The following is a 19,220-nucleotide window of genomic DNA, read 5'->3' as shown; positions in this document are numbered from 1 at the left end:
CTTCGTGAGGTAGTTCTCGTTTCGTTGAACATTATTACGACTCTGCATCCATTGATTCTCACGTCACGGAAGTCGAAGCCGCAGTGATCGTGAGTGATTATCCCCGCATTCCGACGGAGGCGTGCCGGACAGTATTGGGACACAGCATATGCAATAAGGTAGACGTGCTGCGAGAGCGAGTGGCTGGGCCTGCGTTTGAAGAAATTGGCATCCTCACGCCGAATATTGTGCGGCGGATAGTGGATTTAGCCGCTTTTCCTTCATCCCGTTGAAGTTTCGCCTGAGCTCCTTCTTCCAGGTGATCCACATCACTTGGGAGAGCGAAACGACCTGCCGACACGGATGGCGTCGATTCCACCTTCTCCACCTTCGCGCGTCTATTGCGGCAAATGGGCACCACGGCCGATCGCGATCTCCGTGGCAGTGGCTTCCAGCCGCTGACCGTAGGTGCGCGATCCGGCTCCTGTCTACCTGACCACCCATCGGCTGGAAGCCGATGCCACGTATTTCGGGTGTTCCGCGTTGAGGGGAAATCGATGGAATTTTGTACACATCCACAGGCCGCTGCCAATTCCGGTCTGTTGATGTCGTCCCGCCCGTGATTCGCCGGTCCAGACCGATTGAAGAGGTCACGCGGACAATCATGAACGATCGTTCAAAGCCGAACTTCCGGCATTTTCGGGTGTCTGATAGAATCTTTCGTGGAAGATACGGAAAGTGTTTCCGCTGAAGTGTTCATCCCCCAGAGAAAATCGCGATCGAGCGAGATACAAATCATGCGCAATGAGTCGGAAATTCCGCTTGCTGACAATCCTTTTTCGATTCCAGTCGCAGATCGACTGAAACGATTGCCGCCCTACCTGTTCGGCAAGATCAACAAACTGAAATATCAGCAGCGGGTCGCCGGCGTCGATGTCATCGATCTCGGCATGGGTAACCCCACCGATGCCCCGGATCAGCAAATCACAGACAAGATGCAGGAAGCCCTGCTGGACCCCAAAAACCACCGTTATTCGGTTGCCAACGGGATTGCCAGCCTCCGACGCGAAGTCGCGAAACGATACGACCGCAAGTATGGCGTCAAACTGAATGGCGACGACGAAGTCATCGCCTGTCTGGGCTCGAAAGAAGCCTTCAGCCACATGTGTCTGGCACTGATGGGCCCGGGCGATACGGCCATCGTCCCCGCTCCCACGTTCCCGATTCACGCCTACTCGGTCATGCTGGCGTCCGGAAATGTCATCGCCCTGGACGTCCGCGATCCCTCGGAATTCCTGAAGAACATCGCCTACACCTGCGAGCATCTGTATCCCAAGCCGAAGCTCGTTGTGGCGAACTTCCCGCACAACCCCTCGGGCACCTGCATCGAGCAAGACTTCTTTGACGAACTGGTCGTGCTGGCCAAAAAGTACAAGTTCCTCGTCATCAGCGACTTCGCCTACGCCGACGTCTGCTATGACGGCTACAAAGCCCCCAGCTTCCTGGCCTCACCCGGCGCGATTGATGTCGGTGTCGAGATGACCACGATGAGCAAAGGCTTCAGCATGGCGGGCTGGCGTATCGGATTCTGTTCCGGTAACCGCGAGATGGTCCGGGCCTTGGCCACAATCAAAGGGTATTACGACTACGGGATTTTCCAGGCCATTCAAATCGCCGCAATCATCGCCATGCGAAACTGCGAACCTGCGGTCGATGCCATCGCCAAGGAATACCAGATTCGCCGCGACGCTCTGGTCGACGGATTGACCCGCATCGGCTGGGAAGTGGAAAAGCCCAAAGCGGGAATGTTCGTCTGGGCCAAGATCCCCGAACCGTGGGCACAGATGGGCTCCATCGATTTCTCGATGAAACTGCTCAAAGAAGGGGGCGTTGCTGTCAGTCCCGGGCGTGGATTCGGTGAAGAAGGAGAAGGCTACCTTCGTCTGGCCATCGTCGAAAACAGTCAGCGACTGCGACAAGCCGTCCGCCAGATTCAGGCGTGCCTGAAAACCGAAGCAGCTCCGGCCGCCTGATGGACAGTCAAAGATCAGGACGTCTGGTGATTCCGCGCAGTCGACGGCTGACGCTGGACGTCCTTCGTCTTCACAAGCAAGCGGCAACGTGTGCTCATGACCGACGATTTCGGTTGAGCCGCGTTGCCGGGCTGCGGTCCCGGCTTCCCATGCGCATTTCCTGGGCCCTGATCTACATCAAGGCCTTTGCCATCGTTGCAGCCAGGCGTCCCGTATTGCGACAGAGTTACCAGTCGTGGCCCTGGCCGCATCTCTATCAGCACGCGCAGAACGTGGCGATGCTGGCCACTCATCGCGTCTACCGCGATGAACCGTGGGTCTTCTGGTCCCGCTTTGTCGAGCCCGAGACGCAACCCCTGACGAAGCTGCAGGCAAGTCTCGATCGTTTTCTCACCGAACCGCCCAACAAGGTGTTTCGCCAGCAATGGCAGCTCAGCGGACTGCCGACCCCCTTCAGACGGTTTTTGTGGTGGTGGACACTGAACGTGGCTGCGAAAAAGCGTGCCAGGCGAGCGGGAACATTCTTCCTGACAACGCTGGCGGGGAAGGGTGTCGAAATCCAGGATCCACCCGCCTTCCTGACCAGTAATCTCACGTATGGTCCGATGGACGACCAGCAGGAATGCCGCGTGACTCTATCTTACGACCATCGCCTGATGGACGGTTCCTTCGTGGCTGACTGCCTGATCGAACTGGAAGAGGTGATGAATCAACAGATCGCCGCGGAACTCGAGTCGATCTTGTCGGCAGCCCAGTAACTGCATGAAGCCAAGGAAACACGAATGAAGGAACTTCGCGGCCGGACGGCGCTGATCACAGGGGCTTCACGCGGGATCGGAATGCTCGTCGCCAAGCAGCTTGCCCGGGAAGGGATGAATCTCGCTCTGGCAGCACGCTCGGCGGATAAGCTCGAACAACTGGCCACGGAACTCCGTTCTCTGGGAATCAAGGTCGTCCCCGTGGAAACCGACGTCGCGAAGGAAGACGATCTGCGGCGGCTGGTCGAAAGAACGATCTCTGAACTGGGTTCCATCGATGTGCTGGTGAACAATGCCGGGATCGAAGCCTTTCAGCCGTTTCAGGTGATCGATCCGCAAGATATCACCCAGACCATTCAGACGAATCTGACCGCATCACTGCTTTTGACCCGGTTCGTGTTGCCACACATGCTGAAAAATGGCCGAGGCCACATTGTGAACATGGCGAGTACCGCCGGGAAATTTGGTCCGGCTTTCGGGGCTGCTTACGGCGCATCGAAGGCGGGGCTGATTGCCTTCACGCAGTCGCTGCGGGGTGAACTCTACAAGACGGGGGTCAGTGCGAGTGCCATCTGCCCCGGCTTCGCCGACAATGGGGGTATCTATGAAGTGATCAAGGACCGGACGGGGAAACGGATTCCCTGGTACGTCGGATCGACCTCTGCCGAGAAGGTCGCCAGGGTCGTCGTCAGAGCGATCAGGAATGACCGTCCCGACATGATTGTCAATTTCCCGGCGCTTCGCCCGGTCTTCACACTGAATCAGGCACTGCCAAGCCTGGGTGAATGGATCGTCCGAGTCACCACGCGCCGCTTCCTGAAACAGGCCGCCACCCGCGACTGAGTCGTCCCCACGGGTGCTCTATGCACCAGTAGCCGAACAGATTCGCCGGAATGCAATCAAGCGTGACTGCATTCCGGTGCCATCGGGCGATTGACCGGATGAACCTTCAGAATTGCACGGCAAGAGCGGCGGCGAACGGACAGGCTACTCTTTCTTCACCGCCTGCTTCTGCGACAAGAGGTAGGTGACCAGTGCCCGCAGGTCGGCTTCGTTCAACTGCTCAGCGAAGTTGGACGGCATGGGGGACAGGTTGGAAAGCCGGACCTCATCGATTTCTTCGGTGGGAATGCGGACTTCTTTCCCCTGATTGTCACCCAGGACGAGCGTGTTTCCTTCCTCACGCAGCTTGAGACCCGTCACCACCAGACCGTCGTTCTTAACGACAACACTTGCCCGGAAGGCGGCGTCCACGTTTCGATTCGGATCTAGAACATCCTCCAGAAGTCGTTCCAGCCCACGATGCCCGACACCATCCAGTTGCGGCCCGACCTTACCCCCTTCGTCACTAATCCGATGGCAGGCGAAACAGGACTTCTTGAACACGGCCCGACCGGCATCGGGAGTGGCATCGGCATTGTCGAAGCTTGCCGCGAACTGAGCGATCAACTGTTTCAGGCGGTCGTCGGGGTCTGGCAGGCCCTCAGTCAACTCCTCAATTTTTGCGTCGAGGTCAGGGATTGCCAGGCTTGTCAGTCGATCCAGCACCGGCTTGTCCTGTAGCAGTCGCGCCGACGCCCGTCCCGTTGAGATCAACGTGAAGAGCGATTCAGCTCCTTCGGAAGTTCCTGCCAGCGACAGTGCAATCGGCTGCTGGAGGGGTGCCGGAGCGGACCTGAGGGCGACACCCAGTGCCTCACGCGTGGCTGCCGTGTTGACCGATCCCAGCAATTGTGCCGCGTAGGTTCTCAGGCCGGCGGGTTCGGCCGAGCTCTGGACGAGTTCTGACAAAGCAGTCACGGCCGATTCCCGGCTCAGATTCAGTCCCGCTTGTGCGGCCGCCATCCGCACGGGGACATCCACATGCGCATCGGCGAGCAGCGCCAGAATTGGCTTCGCCAGTTTGTCGAGCTGAAGCTGATTGGCCACCTGCACCGCAGTGACCAGCGTCACGTCCGCGAACGAAAAATTGGGAACAGGCGACGCGACCACGGGGGGTGAAAACCGACCCGCGGCGACCCAGGCATAGGCCGTCCCTGAATCGGCGTCAACAATTTCCAGAACCCCTTGCTGACCGGACCATTGCTTGAGATCCCAAGAATGTTCATGAGCCACGTCATTCCGGGGTGGTACTTCTCTGGCAATCGTCTCTCCCGATTCCATAAGTTTCAGGCGTACCTGATTGACTCCTTTTGACGCCGACCCCGGAAAGCCGTTGTGTCCACACATCCAGAACGTCAGTCGCTCTGGAATCGCAAACGGTGCTGAGCGGAGGATCCCCGTCAGTGTTTCTCCGTTGGCGATACTGTCGAAGAAGTACGCGTCCACGTTGCCATCGGTCGAACCACGCTGTCGCACACCCCAGGGACTGGCCGTAGCTGCTGAGGCCAGAGGAAAGTTCTCCCACGCAGCCGACCGGGGACGATCAGGGCTCAGCAGTTTCATCGCCAGAGATTCGCCCCATTTCCCCAATGCAGTGTCGCGTGACAATTTCGCTCCGCGCTGGGTCACCCCACTGAAAAGAGACTGAAAGAGGGCTGCCTGGCGGGGAATGTCGCCCGGGAACTTCTGTTGAATATACGCCGCCACTTCATCCAGACGCTTGGTGCTGACATACCGTGCTACGTGTGCAAGACTGCGTTCGACAACCGGCTGGGGTAGTTCATGCTTCTGCACATAATCAAATGTGAACCACGCCGCGGCTTCACTGGGGACAGCCAGCGCGATTTCGGCAACACTGGCAAGTTCCTCACGTGTCAGCTTCTGTTCCGTTAACTGGTCGACCGCCTCGGTCGGTCGCAACTGGTTTCGCAATGCGATCCGCGCGGCGTGAATCAGTTGCACATCTTCTGACGGCGTGGATCTCCACAAGTGAACCAGTGGCTGGAAATTTTCTGCCTGAGGATGCCGCCCCAGGGCTTCTGCGGCAGCACGTCGGACGAAGGGGTCGGGATCACCCAGCAGAGTCCGAACAATTTGCCCTTCGTGATGATTCCAGTTCTCTTTCTCCGCCAGCCCCTTGGCCAGATGAATCCGGACCACGGCGGCCTCATCACGTGCAAATCGATCAATCATCGCTTCGTCCAGTTTCCCGCTGCGCGACAACAGCCAGAGGGTCTGAACACGCTCATCAGCCAAACTGGCACTTTGCCGTTCGTCTGAGGGAGGCGTCCGCTTTAACCGCTCGCGCGCTTTCGAAATTCCTGACTGAGGAAATCGCTGTTCCAGTTGTTGCGCCGCGAAAACACGGTTCACCAGATTTTCGTCTGAAAGATGTTTGACCAGTTCGTCTTCGCTCATGGTGACGAAATTCGGCACAGCAGGCGGAATCAGTTTCTTTCCCCCAGCCTGGTCACCGGTGTAGACAACCCGCCAGATACGCCCGCGATGTCGATCTCGCAACGGATGCTGCAGATCGACTTCGTAGTGACCGATGATCGAGTTATAGAAGTCACAGATATAGAGGGCTCCGTCCGGTCCAAGCTGCAGGTCGACCGGATGAAACCACCAGTCTTCGCTCGTCAGAAAATCCTGAGGTTTCTCAATCCAGGGTGACGATCCACGCCATTGAGGATAGTCCACATGAACAATGTTCGTGACGACGTTGCCGACGAACATCGCCCCCTGATACTCACGAGGAAAATGCGATGACGAGTAGCTGACGATCCCGGCAATACCGGTTGATCCATGATCATCCGATGTCGCGAGGGGCGCGAATCCAAGGCCATCGTGGGGTTTGCCGAAGCTATCGTAATAGCCGCCTCGCAGCAGCAGTGTAATCGGTTTGGAATGACAGTCGGCCGTGAAGAAGTCACCGCGGTTGTCGAAGCACATTCCGAAGGGGTTCACCTGTCCCCAGGTAATCTGTTCAATGGCCGAACCATCAGGACGAAAACGGTAAGTGTTCCCCGAATTCATTTCGAGAACGACCGGCCCTTCGCCTCGCAGTTTGATTTTTGAGGAATTGCGAAATCCGTGACAAGCGTAGATCCACCCATCCAGTCCCAGACGAAATGAGTTCTGGTTGCCGTGGGTATCCGCAAAATCAAAGGGCCCGTAAAGAATCTCCTGCTGGTCTGCCTTTCCGTCACCGTCGGTGTCGGTCAGTTTCCAGATGTTCGGGATCGACCAGACGATGACCTCGCGCCCATTAGGCATGGGCAGAACACCAATCGGGATGTTTAGCTTGTCGGCGAATCGGGTGATCTTTGTCGCTTTGCCGTCGGTCCCAATGCCATCCAGAATGGTCACACCATCGCGTGCGGCAGCGGGATCCGTCGCGGCGAAGGGGTACTCGATGGAATGAGTCACCCACAGTCGGCCCTGGGCATCAAACGCCAGATTCATCGGCTTTTGAATATCCGGCTCGGAAGCGACAAGCTGGATTTCGAAACCGGGGGGGAGCTTGAATTTTTTTGCTTCCTCGGCCGGCGACAGTGGCTCTGTCGTCGCGACGGGAGGTCCCGCGAGGAGTCGTCCTGCCCAAATGAGGCAGAGTGTGATGGCGAGGATCACGCGAGCTAGCTTCGGGATCACATTCAGCATGGTGTGTCAGTCCGCCAAATTGATACTTAATGGTTAGGGATTCACCTGCGAGACAACCTCAGCGTGGATCCCACGCACCTGCCGCCCGGACTGTACCGGTGACCACGTCAGGCAGCGAGGGATTCATGAGGGGCGGCGCAATTTCTATCAACTCTTGCCTGAAAGGGGGAGCTACCCGAAATTCCACGGGTCGAAATTGTCGTCTTTCGCGACGCCCCCATCGATCCTGCATTCAAGGTCCAAGACGGACCCGCAGGAGCCCTCCACGCTGGAAATGCCCCACCCTGCGGGTCGGAACCCCAGAGTCCTTCCCGTTTTCGGGGCGAAAGCGTGCCTGATTCAGCGTTCTGACAGTCGACGATCATCGCGTTGGTATTTCCGCAGTTCACTGAATCAGTACGCCCGGCGCTGAAGTCCCTCTTCCCGTGACGAACAGGGGTCGATACAAAGTGAGGCGACTCTGATGGCGCCACAGCGACAAGATGACCGATTGGGCCAAAGTCGATCGCCAGAACCTGTGATCACAGGTCAGCACCAGCGCCGCGATGCACTCGCTCGATCTCGGACAATATATTGGGGCCGCTTGCGGAATCGAGCTCACATGACCGCTACCAACCTCGCGACCAGACTGAACGCCACGAAGGTGACCGCGATTCAACGGGGCCAATGCGTCCTGGGGGTCGACCCGGGCCTCAATCGAACGGGCTACGCGATTCTGGAGCGTTCTACGTGCGACCCCATTCTACGCGAGGGGGGCGTCATTCAGTCGACGAAAGACCTTTCGCTCGCCGAGCGGGTGCTGGAACTGGGACAGTCTCTGCGAGAAGTGATTGCCGAATACAAACCTCAAGTCCTGGCAATCGAACAGGTCTTCTCGACGCCTCAATTCCCGAAGACGGCCATCCTGATGGCCCATGCCCGGGGGGCTCTTCTCTTCGCGGCCGCCGAAGCAGGGATCCCCGTCATTCACTATTCGGCGACCCAGATCAAGCGGTTGCTGACGGGTAGCGGGAAAGCCTCGAAAGATCAGATTCAGCACGCCATTCGCAATGAATTGCGTCTGGACAAGATCCTCGAACCCAACGACGTTGCCGACGCATTTGCTGTCGCACTGTGTCACTATCACAGTTGTCGGAACATCATCTCCAACTGACGAGCGTTCCAGCGCTCAACGCAGGAGTCGAGCGTTGCCGAAGTAGACGCGGTCGCCGATGTCTGTGACTGCCTCACCTTCGCTGCCGAACCCCACGAAGATTTCGAGTTCGACCACGCCGGTCACGTCGAGATCCAGCTTTTGCGGTTCCGGACGCTGGCCAGCCAGGGGTCCCTCGGCAACCCGGGTCTTTGCGGAACCATTGAAGATGACCCGTTCATCGGCTTTCACGATGACGCTGGCATCTCCCTGCTGGATCTCATCACCAATCCCCATAACCGCCTGGAACTTGCGGTACTCGCCCCCGAGACGGAAGCGAAGCTGCGTCTGCGAATGAATGGCCAGCCCTTTGCGGTATTCGACCTTGCCCAGGAACATCGGCTTTCCCTCGAAGGCCCGATCCTTCTTGTATTCCCAGACAATCACCCCGGGATAATTGAAATACGGGGTGTATTTCACGCTGCGAGGATCCAGGTCCGACAGGTAAGTAATCTTGCTCTGACTGAAATCCAGCGTCGAAAGTTGTTCAGGAGCGACTTCCAGTTCGGGCCCCGTGACCAGTCGAACACGCCACTTCTTCCCGTTCCATTCGACCTGTCTGGCGGACAGTCGGTCCCCTGTCACCAGTTCCAGTCGGGCCGTCGCCTTCTTCGAGGTCGAGTCCCGCTTGGAATAGATTAACCCAAAGGCACGCTCGCGCTTCACCGACAGGTCGTCGCCATCCAGTTGGAACTGAAGCGTTGTGTCGTTCAGTGATCCAATGATCCCATCCAGATGATCGAGCACATCCCCTTTGCGAACCGTCAGGAGATCCTTTTTCACACTTCGTTCCAGCAGTTGATTCCATTCCTGATCGACCTTGGGATCAGCAGGCGCGAACCGGATACTGGAAATGGCGGTGACCGGCATTTGAATGTCACCAAAGACAGCGTGGCCAACCGTGACGGTGGATCCCGCCGAAATAAAAGACGAAACGCCCAGTTGGGTGTCGTCTGTCAGTTTGAGGACGAATTTCCCCTCGGCAGCGGACGGCGCCACAGGCTGCGAAGACCGGATCGTCAACAGTTCAGAAACAGGAACCACAACAGTTCCCTCGGTCGACTTGATCACGACTTCATTGGCAGTGAGTGATTCGATCGTCCCTTTCACTTGCTTTTCGGACAACGTCACAACCTCGACAGCCGGTGTCTGATTCATCGCAAGACAAATGAGGATGACGCCATAATGCATAGTGAGTGACTTCCTGTACTACTGCTTGTTCTTCTTCGCGGCCCGACCTGCCAGCTTCTTGGTGTACTTCTCGATGGCCTGTTCGTAGTTCGAGGGGAAGTTTTTATTGAGATCGTTTTTTGCTTTGGCGAGATCTTTCTCAGGAAGATTTCCCCAGCTTCCTTTGTTCTCAAATCGCTTTTTGTCAGTTTCGCCGGGGGCTTCCTCCCCTTTGACACGGCTGTCATCGGCCGCCCCGCCCGGATTATTACTGTTTCCTCCCTGTCCGTCGCCCCCCCCTCCGCCACCGCCACCTTGCTGCTGCTCAACCTTTTTGATGATCTCATCAAGGTTCGCGATAATCCGTTCCTGAACTCCCTGAACCTTGTCGCCGGCGCGGCCGAGGTCCAGTCGGCGTTCTGAATCGGCCATCAGACGGGCCAGTTCACCCAGTGACTTTTCCTCGAGTCCTTTCAGGTCGGTCTGCATCAGTGTCGCGGTCGCCGAATACCGGACCGGGACCCGTTCTGTATTCGTCAGCAGTTGCTCAATGGCATCCAGAGCCGGTTTCAGTTCCAGCATCCCCTGTGCAGCCACCGCCTGGAAGAAGAAGAGCGATGAGGGATCAACCACTTGCCGGGGATCGACGCTTTTCAGCACTTCCCAGGCTTCATCGAACAGTCTGCGTTCGACGAGGTGGCGACCGTAAAACAGATTCATGTTGGCCTGAAAGAATGGCCCCTGTGTCGATTGAATCAGAAAGTCTGCTCGCGGTGGCAGGGGACTTTGCGGTGGAGTGTTGCATTCGTTAACGAGTCTCATGACTTCGGGTTGAACGAGTGCGAACGACTGGATGACTCGTTCCAGCAGGAGGTCAGCACTCGTCGACGCATCCACCCCGGACCAGATGGCCATTACCTGATCACGCTGGGCGTCCGGAAGCCCTTGCTCACCCAGCCACGCGAGAACGCGATTGCGTGCGTCGTCCGCACTGGAAGGGGTGTAGACTTCAGCCGCCGACCAGGCGACCCCGCCCAGCAACGTCAGCAGGCAAACACCGCTTACGATCGCCCTTGAGCATGATGCAAGTCTTCTCATAAGTCCCTCGTTCAGGGCCGCGCCCGACAAAGCTCTGGCAACCATACGACCGTAGCGCATGACATGCCAAGTATACCCGTACAGGGAAGGTTGAGGGAATAGGTGGGAAGAATCTCTCCACCCGGGAATTGAAGATTCCCGTAACCTTAAATTTGAGCCGCAGTTGAGCAAACGCGAAGACATCGGATTGCGTCTCCTTGACGTTCCGGTCCACGTGACCGACCACGGATACAGTCGGAATCGAATGAGGCCGAAAACCACTGAGAATGGAGCGTCAGGACCGTACCACAAAACCGCCGGGAAGGCGTCGGACAAGACGTTTCATTTCGAGAACCGTGATCGTCGACAGGACGCGCGAAGCCTCGATATTGGCAGCACGAATGACCTCATCAACAGGTGTTGATTCGGCAGACATCAGGTTGAGAATGAGCCGTTCCTGGTCCGAAAGTGTCAATTCTGCCGGTTTTCGTACCGTTTCGGTTGGTGTCCGCTTGACCGGGGCCACCAGCGGCCCGAGAGCGTTCAGCACGTCATCCACATCCCGGATCAGTGTCGCGCCGTCGCGGATCAGGTCGAGACACCCCAGGCTGGCCTCGGAATCAACGCGACCGGGCATTGCGAACACGTCCCGGTTCTGTTCCATCGCATGCCGCGCCGTGTGCAGGGCACCGCTGCTGCGTCCCGCCTCAATGAGGACGACTCCCAATGACATCCCGCTGATGATCCGGTTTCGCTGGGGGAACAATCCGGATTTGGGAGTCTGATCCATGGGTGATTCGGTAATCAGGCATCCCTGTCGCGTAATCGCCTCGGACAATTCACGATGCTCGGGAGGATAGATGGTATTCAGTCCCGTGGCGCAGACTGCAATCGTTCTTCCACCCGCCTCCAGTGCCCCTTTGTGAGCTTCCGCGTCGATTCCCCGCGCTAGCCCGCTGACGACGGTAATACCGACCCGGGCGAGGGCCTGTGCCAGCCGGTTCGTCTGCTGTCGGCCGTAGCTGGTACAGTGTCGCGAGCCAACCACCCCGATCGCCAGGGCATCCGCTTCCACAAGGGTCCCCTTGCAATAGATCAGTGTCGGGGGATCTGGAATTCGACACAGCCCTGCCGGATACGTGGGGGTGTCGCGAATATGGAGAGAGACTCCCGCCGAGCGGGCTCGCTCAAGTTCCTGGACTGCGGCCGCTTCGGTACCGTGAGTGACGAGCGACATCGCCAGCCGGGGACCCACGTTTCGGACCGACTGCAACTGTGACACCGACGCCTCGAGGATTCCACGAGGCGAGCCAAAGCGTTCCAGTAAGAGCTGGTAGGTGCGGGGTCCCAACCCCGGAACCAGATTGAGTCTCAGCACATCAATCAAATCACGTTCGGGATCGGGCGCGTCTGCATCAGGCTCTGGGAACAGCTCTTTGACCATTCATCACTCGTGCGAAGAACTTCCGTCGCGTTGACGTCTGATGGTGGCCAATCCCCGTCGAATTCGTCAACCCTGGATCGGGCGAGTGGCATCCCTGAAACGGAGAATCGGCCTGACAGAGGAGGCTCATCCCGTCCTGTGTGTCGCGGACTGGTGGGCCTTACGTTGCCCCATCCGGTTCGGCGGCAGCACCCTTGTCCTTCTGCGTCGACTCGTGTGGGTCTCGCGTAAATTTTCTCGTTTTGGCGAGTTCTTGCGGGACGAACTGGATCAGATTCACTTCAATCCGTTCGACTTTCGAAATGTCGTAGTTTTGCCGGGCCAGAGCGACCACCTGATCGACGATCTCAGTCGCGCGCTGCGAGTCTTCTCCGGGGGGAAAATCGACCGTCATGGAAACACGCAGCGTCCACGGTCCCCGTCCTTTTTCACGCCCCCCTTCGACATTGGGTCGCGCATGCCTGAACTGTCGGCCAATTGCTTCTCGCAGCGATCGGAAGGGCTTGGTCTGCTGATCCCAATAGACAAACAGCAGCGCCGTTGCCGTTAAACCAATCAGAATCAGACCGAACACCACGTACTGGCCAGAAATCGAATTTGTCCGTTGTGATGCGGGAACCGTCGAGCGACCTTGTTTGTTGTCAGCCTCGCCCGGTGAATCTGGAGAGCGGCCCGTCATTCTTGCATGAGTCCAATCAAAAGTGCCCGCATGGGAATAAAACAGAGCAGCCCGTAAGCCAGACCGATCACCCCTGTAACCCCGATCGTAATCATTACCGGCAGCCATGTCTTCAGTCGGGCCGCCTGAAGTAGCGCACGACGACGGTACATTTCCGATAACTGCCTGAGCGTCGGGATCAGTGTTCCTTGCCGTTCCGCCGTCGAAATCATCCATCTGGCAAGGGGTGGCAGTAATCTGGAAGACTCGAGCGCCAGGGGAAGGGGGATTCCCAGTTCCAGCTTTTCGCAAACCATTCGTGATTCCTGGTGCCAACCAGTGTGATCAACGGAATCAGCCGCCAGACGAAACGCGCGTGGCAAGGGGGCTGCATGTTCCAGTTGCATCGCCAGAAGCTCGGTGAACTGTGCCCAGTTTTGGCTTTGACGGATGGAGGTGACGCCAGGGACCCACCGGAACGAGGTCATCCACCGCCATAATCCCCGGGTGACGTTCTTCCGTAACAGAGCCGTAACCACGATCACGGCCAGCACGACTGCCGGAATCACCAGGGTCACATAGGTCTTGTGCTGATCCAGAAACTTCAAACCCTCGATGGGCCAGAGATAAGGTAATCCAAGACCTTCAATCCCCCTCAGCAAATGGGGAAGAAAGAAAGTCAGAAACCCGGCCAACAATCCATAGCTGATGACACCGCAAAACAGAGGATAAATAATCGCCAGCCGGATCCGTTGACGTGTCTCCTGCATGACCTGCCCCGATGCGGCCATCGATTCCAATGCATCGGGCAGGCGGCCTGACGACAACCCCGCTTCCATGACCGCCGTATAAACGGGCGAAACGGCCGGGCCTTCCAGAGCCAGTGCATCCGGAAGCGAAGTCCCTTCGGCCATGCGCTTCGACAAACGTTCCGAGAGACCAGCCAGTCGCGTCCCCACATTTCCCGCCAGACCCTTCAGCCCCAGTTCCAGCGGAATCCCGGCTTTCACCAGCGCTGCGATTTCGCGATTGAGCAGAATCAAATCATCCAGCGACGACGAAGTTTGAGTCATGGATAACTTTTCTTTGAACGACGGTGTCGGGACCGGCTGCAACTGAGTGACACTATCCTAAAGACATTCTGTCGCTTTCTCCAGAGTCGAAACCGCCGGATGGAAAAGAATTGTGTCCACGAGGTCTTCCCGTCCGACTTGTCCTCATCGATATGATTCTACCGATCGTGGTCATTCCCTCACGACAGAGTCTGCCCCGCAACAAACGGGGCCTGGTCTTTCGGGGGGGAGTCCACGGGAGCGACATCGCAGCAGAGAACGGGCACGAACCAGCAACGGGCGAGACCCCTCTTCGGAGGGGACCTGCCGTAACAGGACCATTCCCCGATTTGGAAAGCACGATGATGAACGCACAGACTCATTTGCCCAGCTTTCACGAGGATGTTGAGCTGGCCGGGCATATCATCGACAGCCTGCTCTTACCGAAAGTGCTGGACGAAATCACCTCGCTCGGCGGAGATTACCAAAGCCAGGAGATCCGCATTGGTCACAACCGGCGTGACCCCAGTTACGTCCGACTCACGGTTTCGGCCCCGACCCAGGAATCGCTCGAACAGATCCTGACTTCCATTGGTCAGCACGGTGCGGTGCCGGTTCAGCACCACGACATCCGTCTGGTCGCCGCCGATATTGAAGGGGCGTTTCCCGAAGGCTTTTACGCGACGACGAACGAGCCGACCGAAGTGCGCTGGAGCAACAAATGGATTCCTGTGGAACGACAGGAAATGGACTGTGGAATTTGTTTTGACCCGAAGCAGGAAACCGCCCGCTGCGTGGCAATGGCGGACGTAAAACGAGGTGACCACATCGTGGTCGGACGACTGGGAACACGCGTCCATCCCGTCGGTCGGGACCGACTGTCGACTCATTCGTTTGGATTCATGAACAGTACGGTTTCCAGCGAAAAACCCAAAAATCTGACTGTCCGTGAAATTGCAGAACTGATGCGCCGAGCAGCCAGTGGACAGGGACGAATTCTGGTCGTTGCAGGTCCCGCCGTTGTGCATACGGGGAGCCGGGAACTGCTGAGCTGGCTCATCCGTCGCGGCTACGTTCATGTCCTGTTCGCCGGGAACGCTCTGGCGACACATGACATCGAACAATCCTTTTACGGAACAAGTCTGGGCATCTCGATGGAAAGCGGGGGAGGAAGCGAAGAAGGTCACGAGCACCACCTGAGGACCATCAATCGGATCCGGCGACTAGGAAGCATCCAGCAGGCTGTCGAGCAAAAGGTGCTGACAAACGGAATCATGTACGAATGCATTCAGCACAAGATCCCGTTCGTGCTGGCGGGAAGCATTCGGGACGATGGCCCCCTGCCCGATGTCATTACCGATTCGCTTGTCGCTCAGACCCGGATGCGCGAGCTGGTTCAAGGAGTCACCTTCTGCCTGATGATCGCGACGACACTCCATAGCATTGCCGTCGGGAATTTGCTTCCCTCGTGGGTCAAAACCGTGTGCGTCGACATTAATCCCGCGACAGTCACCAAACTCGCGGATCGGGGTACGTTTCAGTCAGTGGGTCTGGTGACAGATGTAGAACCATTTCTACGTGTCCTGGTGCAGGAACTGGGTGGGATGCAGGATTAGGCTGTTCACCTGCTGCGTACCAACAATCCGGTATGCAACTCACTCTGGCTGAGGGGGCTGATCATCGATGAAGCGTGACTCCAAGGCCCCCCTTCCGACAGTTGTCAGACGTCGTCCCACAGACGCCACCGGCTTGTTTTGGGAGCCCCATGGCGCGAGGCGAATCTTCGTGTCCACCCTGTTCGCTTAGAAAGGGGACGCCCGACGTCGTCGTGACCTCCACGACCGTCGAAAGGACAGGGCCCTTTCGCCTGAGGCCGTCATCACCTTGAAACGAGAAGTTTTTTGATGAAGTTAACCAATACCAACAGAATGGATCCAGACACCCAGGCAGCCCCGGTTGACGCCTCTTCGTGCACTCGGGTGAGCAGAAGTTGAAAGAAGATTGCCTCAGGCTCAACGCTCATCCGCCCCGTTTCGTACCTCGCGCTGCGAGCGTCTACGGTCGGGACATCTCCGCTGCGGCGCAAGCCATTTCTGCATGGAACACCTGTCGACTGTGAAGCGGACCGAGAAAATTCCAGACCGGAGTAGGACTGCCACGCGTGCAAACTCCGCAGTATCATCCCATTCTGTGATCGGATGTAGAAAGCTGTCTCAGACACCGGAGAATGCGGAATGCACTCAAACTTTCTCACTATGGACGATGGCACCCGAATCTACTTTAAGGACTGGGGACGTGGTCAGCCCGTCGTCTTCAGTCACGGATGGCCGCTGAGTGCCGACGCATGGGATCCGCAACTCTTCTACCTGAGCGAACGAGGATACCGCGTCATCGCTCATGACCGACGCGGGCACGGACGATCCAGCCAGCCCTGGTTGGGAAATGAGATGAACACCTATGCCAAAGACCTGGCAGAAATCGTCCGAACACTCGATCTGAAGAATGTGATCCACGTCGGTCACTCGACCGGCGGCGGCGAGGTGGTGCGCTACATCGGCCGGTATGGCACCCGGCATGTCGCCGCTGCCGTTCTGATTGGCGCCGTTCCTCCTTTGATGTTGAAAACGGACAAGAATCCCGGCGGCCTTCCCCTTGAAGTCTTCGATGAAATCCGTCAGGGAGTCCTGAAAGATCGATCTCAGTTCTTCCGGGATCTGACCACACCGTTTTACGGAGCCAACCGTGACGGCTCGAACATTTCTCAAGGAACGATCGACGCGTTCTGGCTGCAGGGAATGCAGGCGGGCCTGAAGAATGCTTACGATTGCATCAAAGCGTTCTCTGAAACCGACTTCACGGAAGACTTGAAGAAAATCAATATTCCGACACTGATTATTCACGGTGACGATGACCAGATTGTCCCCATCGACGCATCAGCCCGGCAGATGGCCAAACTGGTCAAGGGATCAACTCTGAAGGTCTATCCGGGCGCTCCGCACGGACTGACCTTCACTCACAAAGACCAACTCAACGCAGATCTGCTGGCCTTCTTTAAGCAGATACGGCAGCAGCAGTAACAGTCCAGGCGTCCCCGCCCTCGAAGTGAGATCCTCAACCGATTCCAAGCCTGTACGACAAAGGAGAAAGATCATGTTCAAAACGAAAAACGATCTGCCTGAATCAACCCGCGTCAAAGTGATCGAGTTATTGAACGCCCGATTGGCTGACTCCATCGACCTGCAGACGCAGGCCAAGCAAGCGCACTGGAACGTCAAGGGGCCTCACTTCATCGGCCTGCACGAGCTGTTCGACAAAATCAACGAAGAGGTCGAAGACTACGTCGATGACATTGCAGAACGTGCCGTCCAGTTAGGGGGCGTCGCGGAAGGAACCGCCCGTGTCGTCGCGAAACGAAGCACGCTGCAGGAATACCCACTGAACGCGGTCGAGGGACGAACGCACGTCGATGCACTCTCGTCAGCACTGGCGGCCTTCGGAAAAGTGATCCGGCAGGGGATCGACCAGGCCGACGAACTGGGAGATAAAGACACCGCGGACCTGTTCACGGAAATCTCCCGTGGCATCGACAAGTCGGTCTGGTTCGTCGAAGCCCACCTGCAGGCCGAGCGATAATCACTGGAAACTCCCCACAGACCTGGGGAAATCGACCAGATTGCAACCTCGGGGGCCGCATGACTGCGGCTCCCGGGAGAGAGGCAACGCCTCAGCCATTGCCGCTCGTGCCTCAGTGTTCCGGTTGCGGGATCGACCCGACGGACCACCCAGCGGTGATTCGCCGATAGATCCTCCTCAGTAACTGTCCGATACTGTCGATGATGGCATAGGTCACCGGCGTGACCAGCAGTGCCAGTAACAGGCTGAATGATTGCCCGCCGATAATCACCTTCGCCATGCTGGCGCGGGCTCCCGCACCGGGACCTCGCCCCAATGCAATCGGGACCATGGCGGCAATCAGCATGACGGTCGTCATCAGAATCGGCCGCAACCGGGTGTGATTGGCTTCCATGATCGCGGCGGTCCGTTCCATGCCGCTGGCGCGCAATTCGTTCGTCTTGTCGACTTGCAGAATCCCGTTCTTCTTCACGATTCCGATCAGCATGAACAGTCCGAACATCGCGTACAAATCCATCGGCGTGCGGAACATCAGCAGCGACAGCAATCCAAACGGAATCGTCACCGGCAATGCCGCGAGAATACTGACCGGGTTGAGCCAGCTTTCGAACTGGGCAGCCAGGATCAGGTACATGAACAGGACACTCAGCCCCAGAGCCACCATGAAGTAATAACCGGTCTCGCCCAGCATCTTCGCCTGCCCGCCGAATGTCACTTCGTATTCGGGCGGGAGGTTGAGTTCACGGGCAATCACCCGGGCCTGCTGAATTGCATCATTGAGTGAGACCTTGTCGGGATGAGCCAGCAGCGTGACAGTCCGCTGGCGGTTGAACCGATCGATCTGGCTTGGGCCCCGTGCTTCCGTGAGCGTTGCCAGACTCGAAAGCCGGACCTGGCCTGCCGTTGGTGAGGGGATCGTGAGGCTTTCCAGACTTTGCGGAGTCGCACGGAACGGCCGGTCCGCCCGCAGCCAGACGTCGTACTGCTCAGTCCCCTCTTTGTAGCGGGATACAATCTGACCGCCGACGAGAACATTCAGGCTGTTGGCGATGGTCTGGACGGGAATTCCCAAGTCACTGGCCCGATCACGATCGATTTCGACCTGCACCTCGGGCTTTCGCAGAGCCAGCGTCGAATCGACATCGACGAGACCCGGAATCTGCCGAAGTCGCTCAATAAATTGTGACGAGTATTCGGCGAGTTTATCAATGTCCGGTCCCTGGATACTCACTTGGAACGTACGGCTATCCTGTCCCGTCGCCCCGATCGCCGAAACATCCGAGACGGCAGTTCGCAGGTCGGGATAGTCACGAAGAATCTCGCGGGCTCGCTCCATCACTTCGAACTGAGTGTATTCACGCTCTTCGAGTTCCTTGATCCGGAAGTAGATGGATCCCCGGGTCACATCTCCCTGCCCCTTGCCCGATCCCCCTGTGTTCTGGCCGATGATGGTGAATCGATGCAGAACCCCCGGTAACTGGCTGAGTCGCTGTTCGATTTCGGTGAGCACCTGATCAGAGCGTTCGAGCGTGTAGCCCTCCGGTGTGATGTATGACACCTGAAATTCACTCTGATCATCGCGAGGAACGAGGTTCACCCCCAGGTTAGCGGCAATCGGAATCGTCGACAGAAAAGCCAGCAGACTGACCGCCATCGTGATGATGGGATGTCGCAATGAC

Annotated in this window: 14 protein-coding genes; 7 read left to right on the top strand and 7 right to left on the bottom strand. The window is 57.5% G+C overall.

The features are described 5' to 3' along the window. Positions 1 to 776: 776 nt before the first annotated feature. Genes VGE80_RS15795 through VGE80_RS15785 form a run of 3 tightly spaced genes read left to right on the top strand, consistent with a single transcriptional unit; the run spans position 777 to position 3,613 of the window. Positions 777 to 2,012: an aminotransferase class I/II-fold pyridoxal phosphate-dependent enzyme gene (locus VGE80_RS15795; protein WP_397571470.1), complete on the top strand. Its 1,236-nt coding sequence runs from the start codon at positions 777 to 779 to the stop codon at positions 2,010 to 2,012. A gap of 26 nt (positions 2,013 to 2,038) precedes the next feature. Next, a complete protein-coding gene (locus tag VGE80_RS15790; RefSeq protein ID WP_440593337.1) occupies positions 2,039 to 2,770 on the top strand; it encodes a hypothetical protein in 732 nt (243 codons plus the stop codon). A 24-nt stretch (positions 2,771 to 2,794) separates the two neighbouring features. Continuing rightward, positions 2,795 to 3,613, top strand: coding sequence for an SDR family NAD(P)-dependent oxidoreductase (locus tag VGE80_RS15785; protein ID WP_373650360.1), 819 nt, complete (start codon positions 2,795 to 2,797; stop codon positions 3,611 to 3,613). 144 nt (positions 3,614 to 3,757) lie between these two features. On the opposite strand, the gene VGE80_RS15780 is transcribed toward VGE80_RS15785, so the two are convergent. Beyond that, entirely contained in the window at positions 3,758 to 7,315 is a 3,558-nt protein-coding gene (locus tag VGE80_RS15780) for a PVC-type heme-binding CxxCH protein (RefSeq protein WP_440593336.1), read from the bottom strand. A 601-nt stretch (positions 7,316 to 7,916) separates the two neighbouring features. On the opposite strand from VGE80_RS15780, the gene ruvC reads away from it, so the two are divergent. Then, the gene (ruvC, locus tag VGE80_RS15775) at positions 7,917 to 8,468 is read left to right on the top strand and encodes a crossover junction endodeoxyribonuclease RuvC (protein WP_440593335.1); all 552 of its coding nucleotides are present in this window, start codon (positions 7,917 to 7,919) and stop codon (positions 8,466 to 8,468) included. A gap of 15 nt (positions 8,469 to 8,483) precedes the next feature. On the opposite strand, the gene VGE80_RS15770 is transcribed toward ruvC, so the two are convergent. From VGE80_RS15770 to VGE80_RS15750, 5 genes are all read right to left on the bottom strand, one after another. Then, on the bottom strand, positions 8,484 to 9,698 hold the full coding sequence (locus VGE80_RS15770; protein WP_440593334.1) for an NPCBM/NEW2 domain-containing protein: 1,215 nt from the start codon (positions 9,696 to 9,698) through the stop codon (positions 8,484 to 8,486). Positions 9,699 to 9,716: 18 nt separating this feature from the next. Then, positions 9,717 to 10,775, bottom strand: a complete 1,059-nt coding sequence (locus VGE80_RS15765; protein ID WP_440593333.1) for a hypothetical protein — start codon at positions 10,773 to 10,775, stop codon at positions 9,717 to 9,719. Between the two features lie 274 nt (positions 10,776 to 11,049). Beyond that, positions 11,050 to 12,198 carry a DNA-processing protein DprA gene (gene dprA, locus VGE80_RS15760; protein ID WP_440593332.1) on the bottom strand — a complete coding sequence of 383 codons (1,149 nt, stop codon included), beginning with the start codon at positions 12,196 to 12,198 and terminating at the stop codon, positions 11,050 to 11,052. A gap of 160 nt (positions 12,199 to 12,358) precedes the next feature. Continuing rightward, entirely contained in the window at positions 12,359 to 12,877 is a 519-nt protein-coding gene (locus VGE80_RS15755) for a hypothetical protein (protein ID WP_373650354.1), read from the bottom strand. Continuing rightward, the gene (locus VGE80_RS15750) at positions 12,874 to 13,929 is read right to left on the bottom strand and encodes a type II secretion system F family protein (RefSeq protein WP_440593331.1); all 1,056 of its coding nucleotides are present in this window, start codon (positions 13,927 to 13,929) and stop codon (positions 12,874 to 12,876) included. The genes VGE80_RS15755 and VGE80_RS15750 overlap by 4 nt, the downstream gene beginning before the upstream one ends. A 341-nt stretch (positions 13,930 to 14,270) precedes the next feature. On the opposite strand from VGE80_RS15750, the gene VGE80_RS15745 reads away from it, so the two are divergent. From VGE80_RS15745 to dps, 3 genes are all read left to right on the top strand, one after another. Further along, on the top strand, positions 14,271 to 15,524 hold the full coding sequence (locus VGE80_RS15745; RefSeq protein ID WP_440593330.1) for an ornithine cyclodeaminase: 1,254 nt from the start codon (positions 14,271 to 14,273) through the stop codon (positions 15,522 to 15,524). A 618-nt stretch (positions 15,525 to 16,142) separates the two neighbouring features. Continuing rightward, positions 16,143 to 16,985: an alpha/beta fold hydrolase gene (locus tag VGE80_RS15740; protein ID WP_373650350.1), complete on the top strand. Its 843-nt coding sequence runs from the start codon at positions 16,143 to 16,145 to the stop codon at positions 16,983 to 16,985. Between the two features lie 25 nt (positions 16,986 to 17,010). Continuing rightward, complete coding sequence (gene dps, locus VGE80_RS15735; RefSeq protein WP_440593329.1) at positions 17,011 to 17,541, top strand: DNA starvation/stationary phase protection protein Dps; 531 nt, start codon at positions 17,011 to 17,013, stop codon at positions 17,539 to 17,541. Between the two features lie 112 nt (positions 17,542 to 17,653). Here dps and VGE80_RS15730 read toward each other — a convergent pair. After that, positions 17,654 to 19,220, bottom strand: a 1,567-nt coding sequence (locus VGE80_RS15730) for an efflux RND transporter permease subunit (protein ID WP_440593328.1), incomplete at its 5' end; no start/stop codon positions are given.

It is taken from the genome of Schlesneria sp., assembly GCF_036405755.1.
In the GTDB taxonomy this organism is placed as follows: domain Bacteria; phylum Planctomycetota; class Planctomycetia; order Planctomycetales; family Planctomycetaceae; genus Schlesneria; species Schlesneria sphaerica.
The sequence above is the reverse complement of the archived record's forward strand: the minus strand, read 5'-3'. Positions and strand labels throughout refer to the sequence as shown.

What these genes read in the sequence shown, in the direction of transcription:
- VGE80_RS15795 (WP_397571470.1), top strand. Translation starts at nt 777, where the DNA reads ATGCGCAATGAGTCGGAAATTCCGCTTGCTGACAATCCTTTTTCGATT.
- VGE80_RS15780 (WP_440593336.1), bottom strand. Translation starts at nt 7,315, where the DNA reads ATGCTGAATGTGATCCCGAAGCTAGCTCGCGTGATCCTCGCCATCACA.
- VGE80_RS15740 (WP_373650350.1), top strand. Translation starts at nt 16,143, where the DNA reads ATGCACTCAAACTTTCTCACTATGGACGATGGCACCCGAATCTACTTT.
- VGE80_RS15785 (WP_373650360.1), top strand. Translation starts at nt 2,795, where the DNA reads ATGAAGGAACTTCGCGGCCGGACGGCGCTGATCACAGGGGCTTCACGC.
- VGE80_RS15755 (WP_373650354.1), bottom strand. Translation starts at nt 12,877, where the DNA reads ATGACGGGCCGCTCTCCAGATTCACCGGGCGAGGCTGACAACAAACAA.
- dprA (WP_440593332.1), bottom strand. Translation starts at nt 12,198, where the DNA reads ATGGTCAAAGAGCTGTTCCCAGAGCCTGATGCAGACGCGCCCGATCCC.
- VGE80_RS15745 (WP_440593330.1), top strand. Translation starts at nt 14,271, where the DNA reads ATGATGAACGCACAGACTCATTTGCCCAGCTTTCACGAGGATGTTGAG.
- ruvC (WP_440593335.1), top strand. Translation starts at nt 7,917, where the DNA reads ATGACCGCTACCAACCTCGCGACCAGACTGAACGCCACGAAGGTGACC.
- VGE80_RS15750 (WP_440593331.1), bottom strand. Translation starts at nt 13,929, where the DNA reads ATGACTCAAACTTCGTCGTCGCTGGATGATTTGATTCTGCTCAATCGC.
- VGE80_RS15770 (WP_440593334.1), bottom strand. Translation starts at nt 9,698, where the DNA reads ATGCATTATGGCGTCATCCTCATTTGTCTTGCGATGAATCAGACACCG.
- VGE80_RS15765 (WP_440593333.1), bottom strand. Translation starts at nt 10,775, where the DNA reads ATGAGAAGACTTGCATCATGCTCAAGGGCGATCGTAAGCGGTGTTTGC.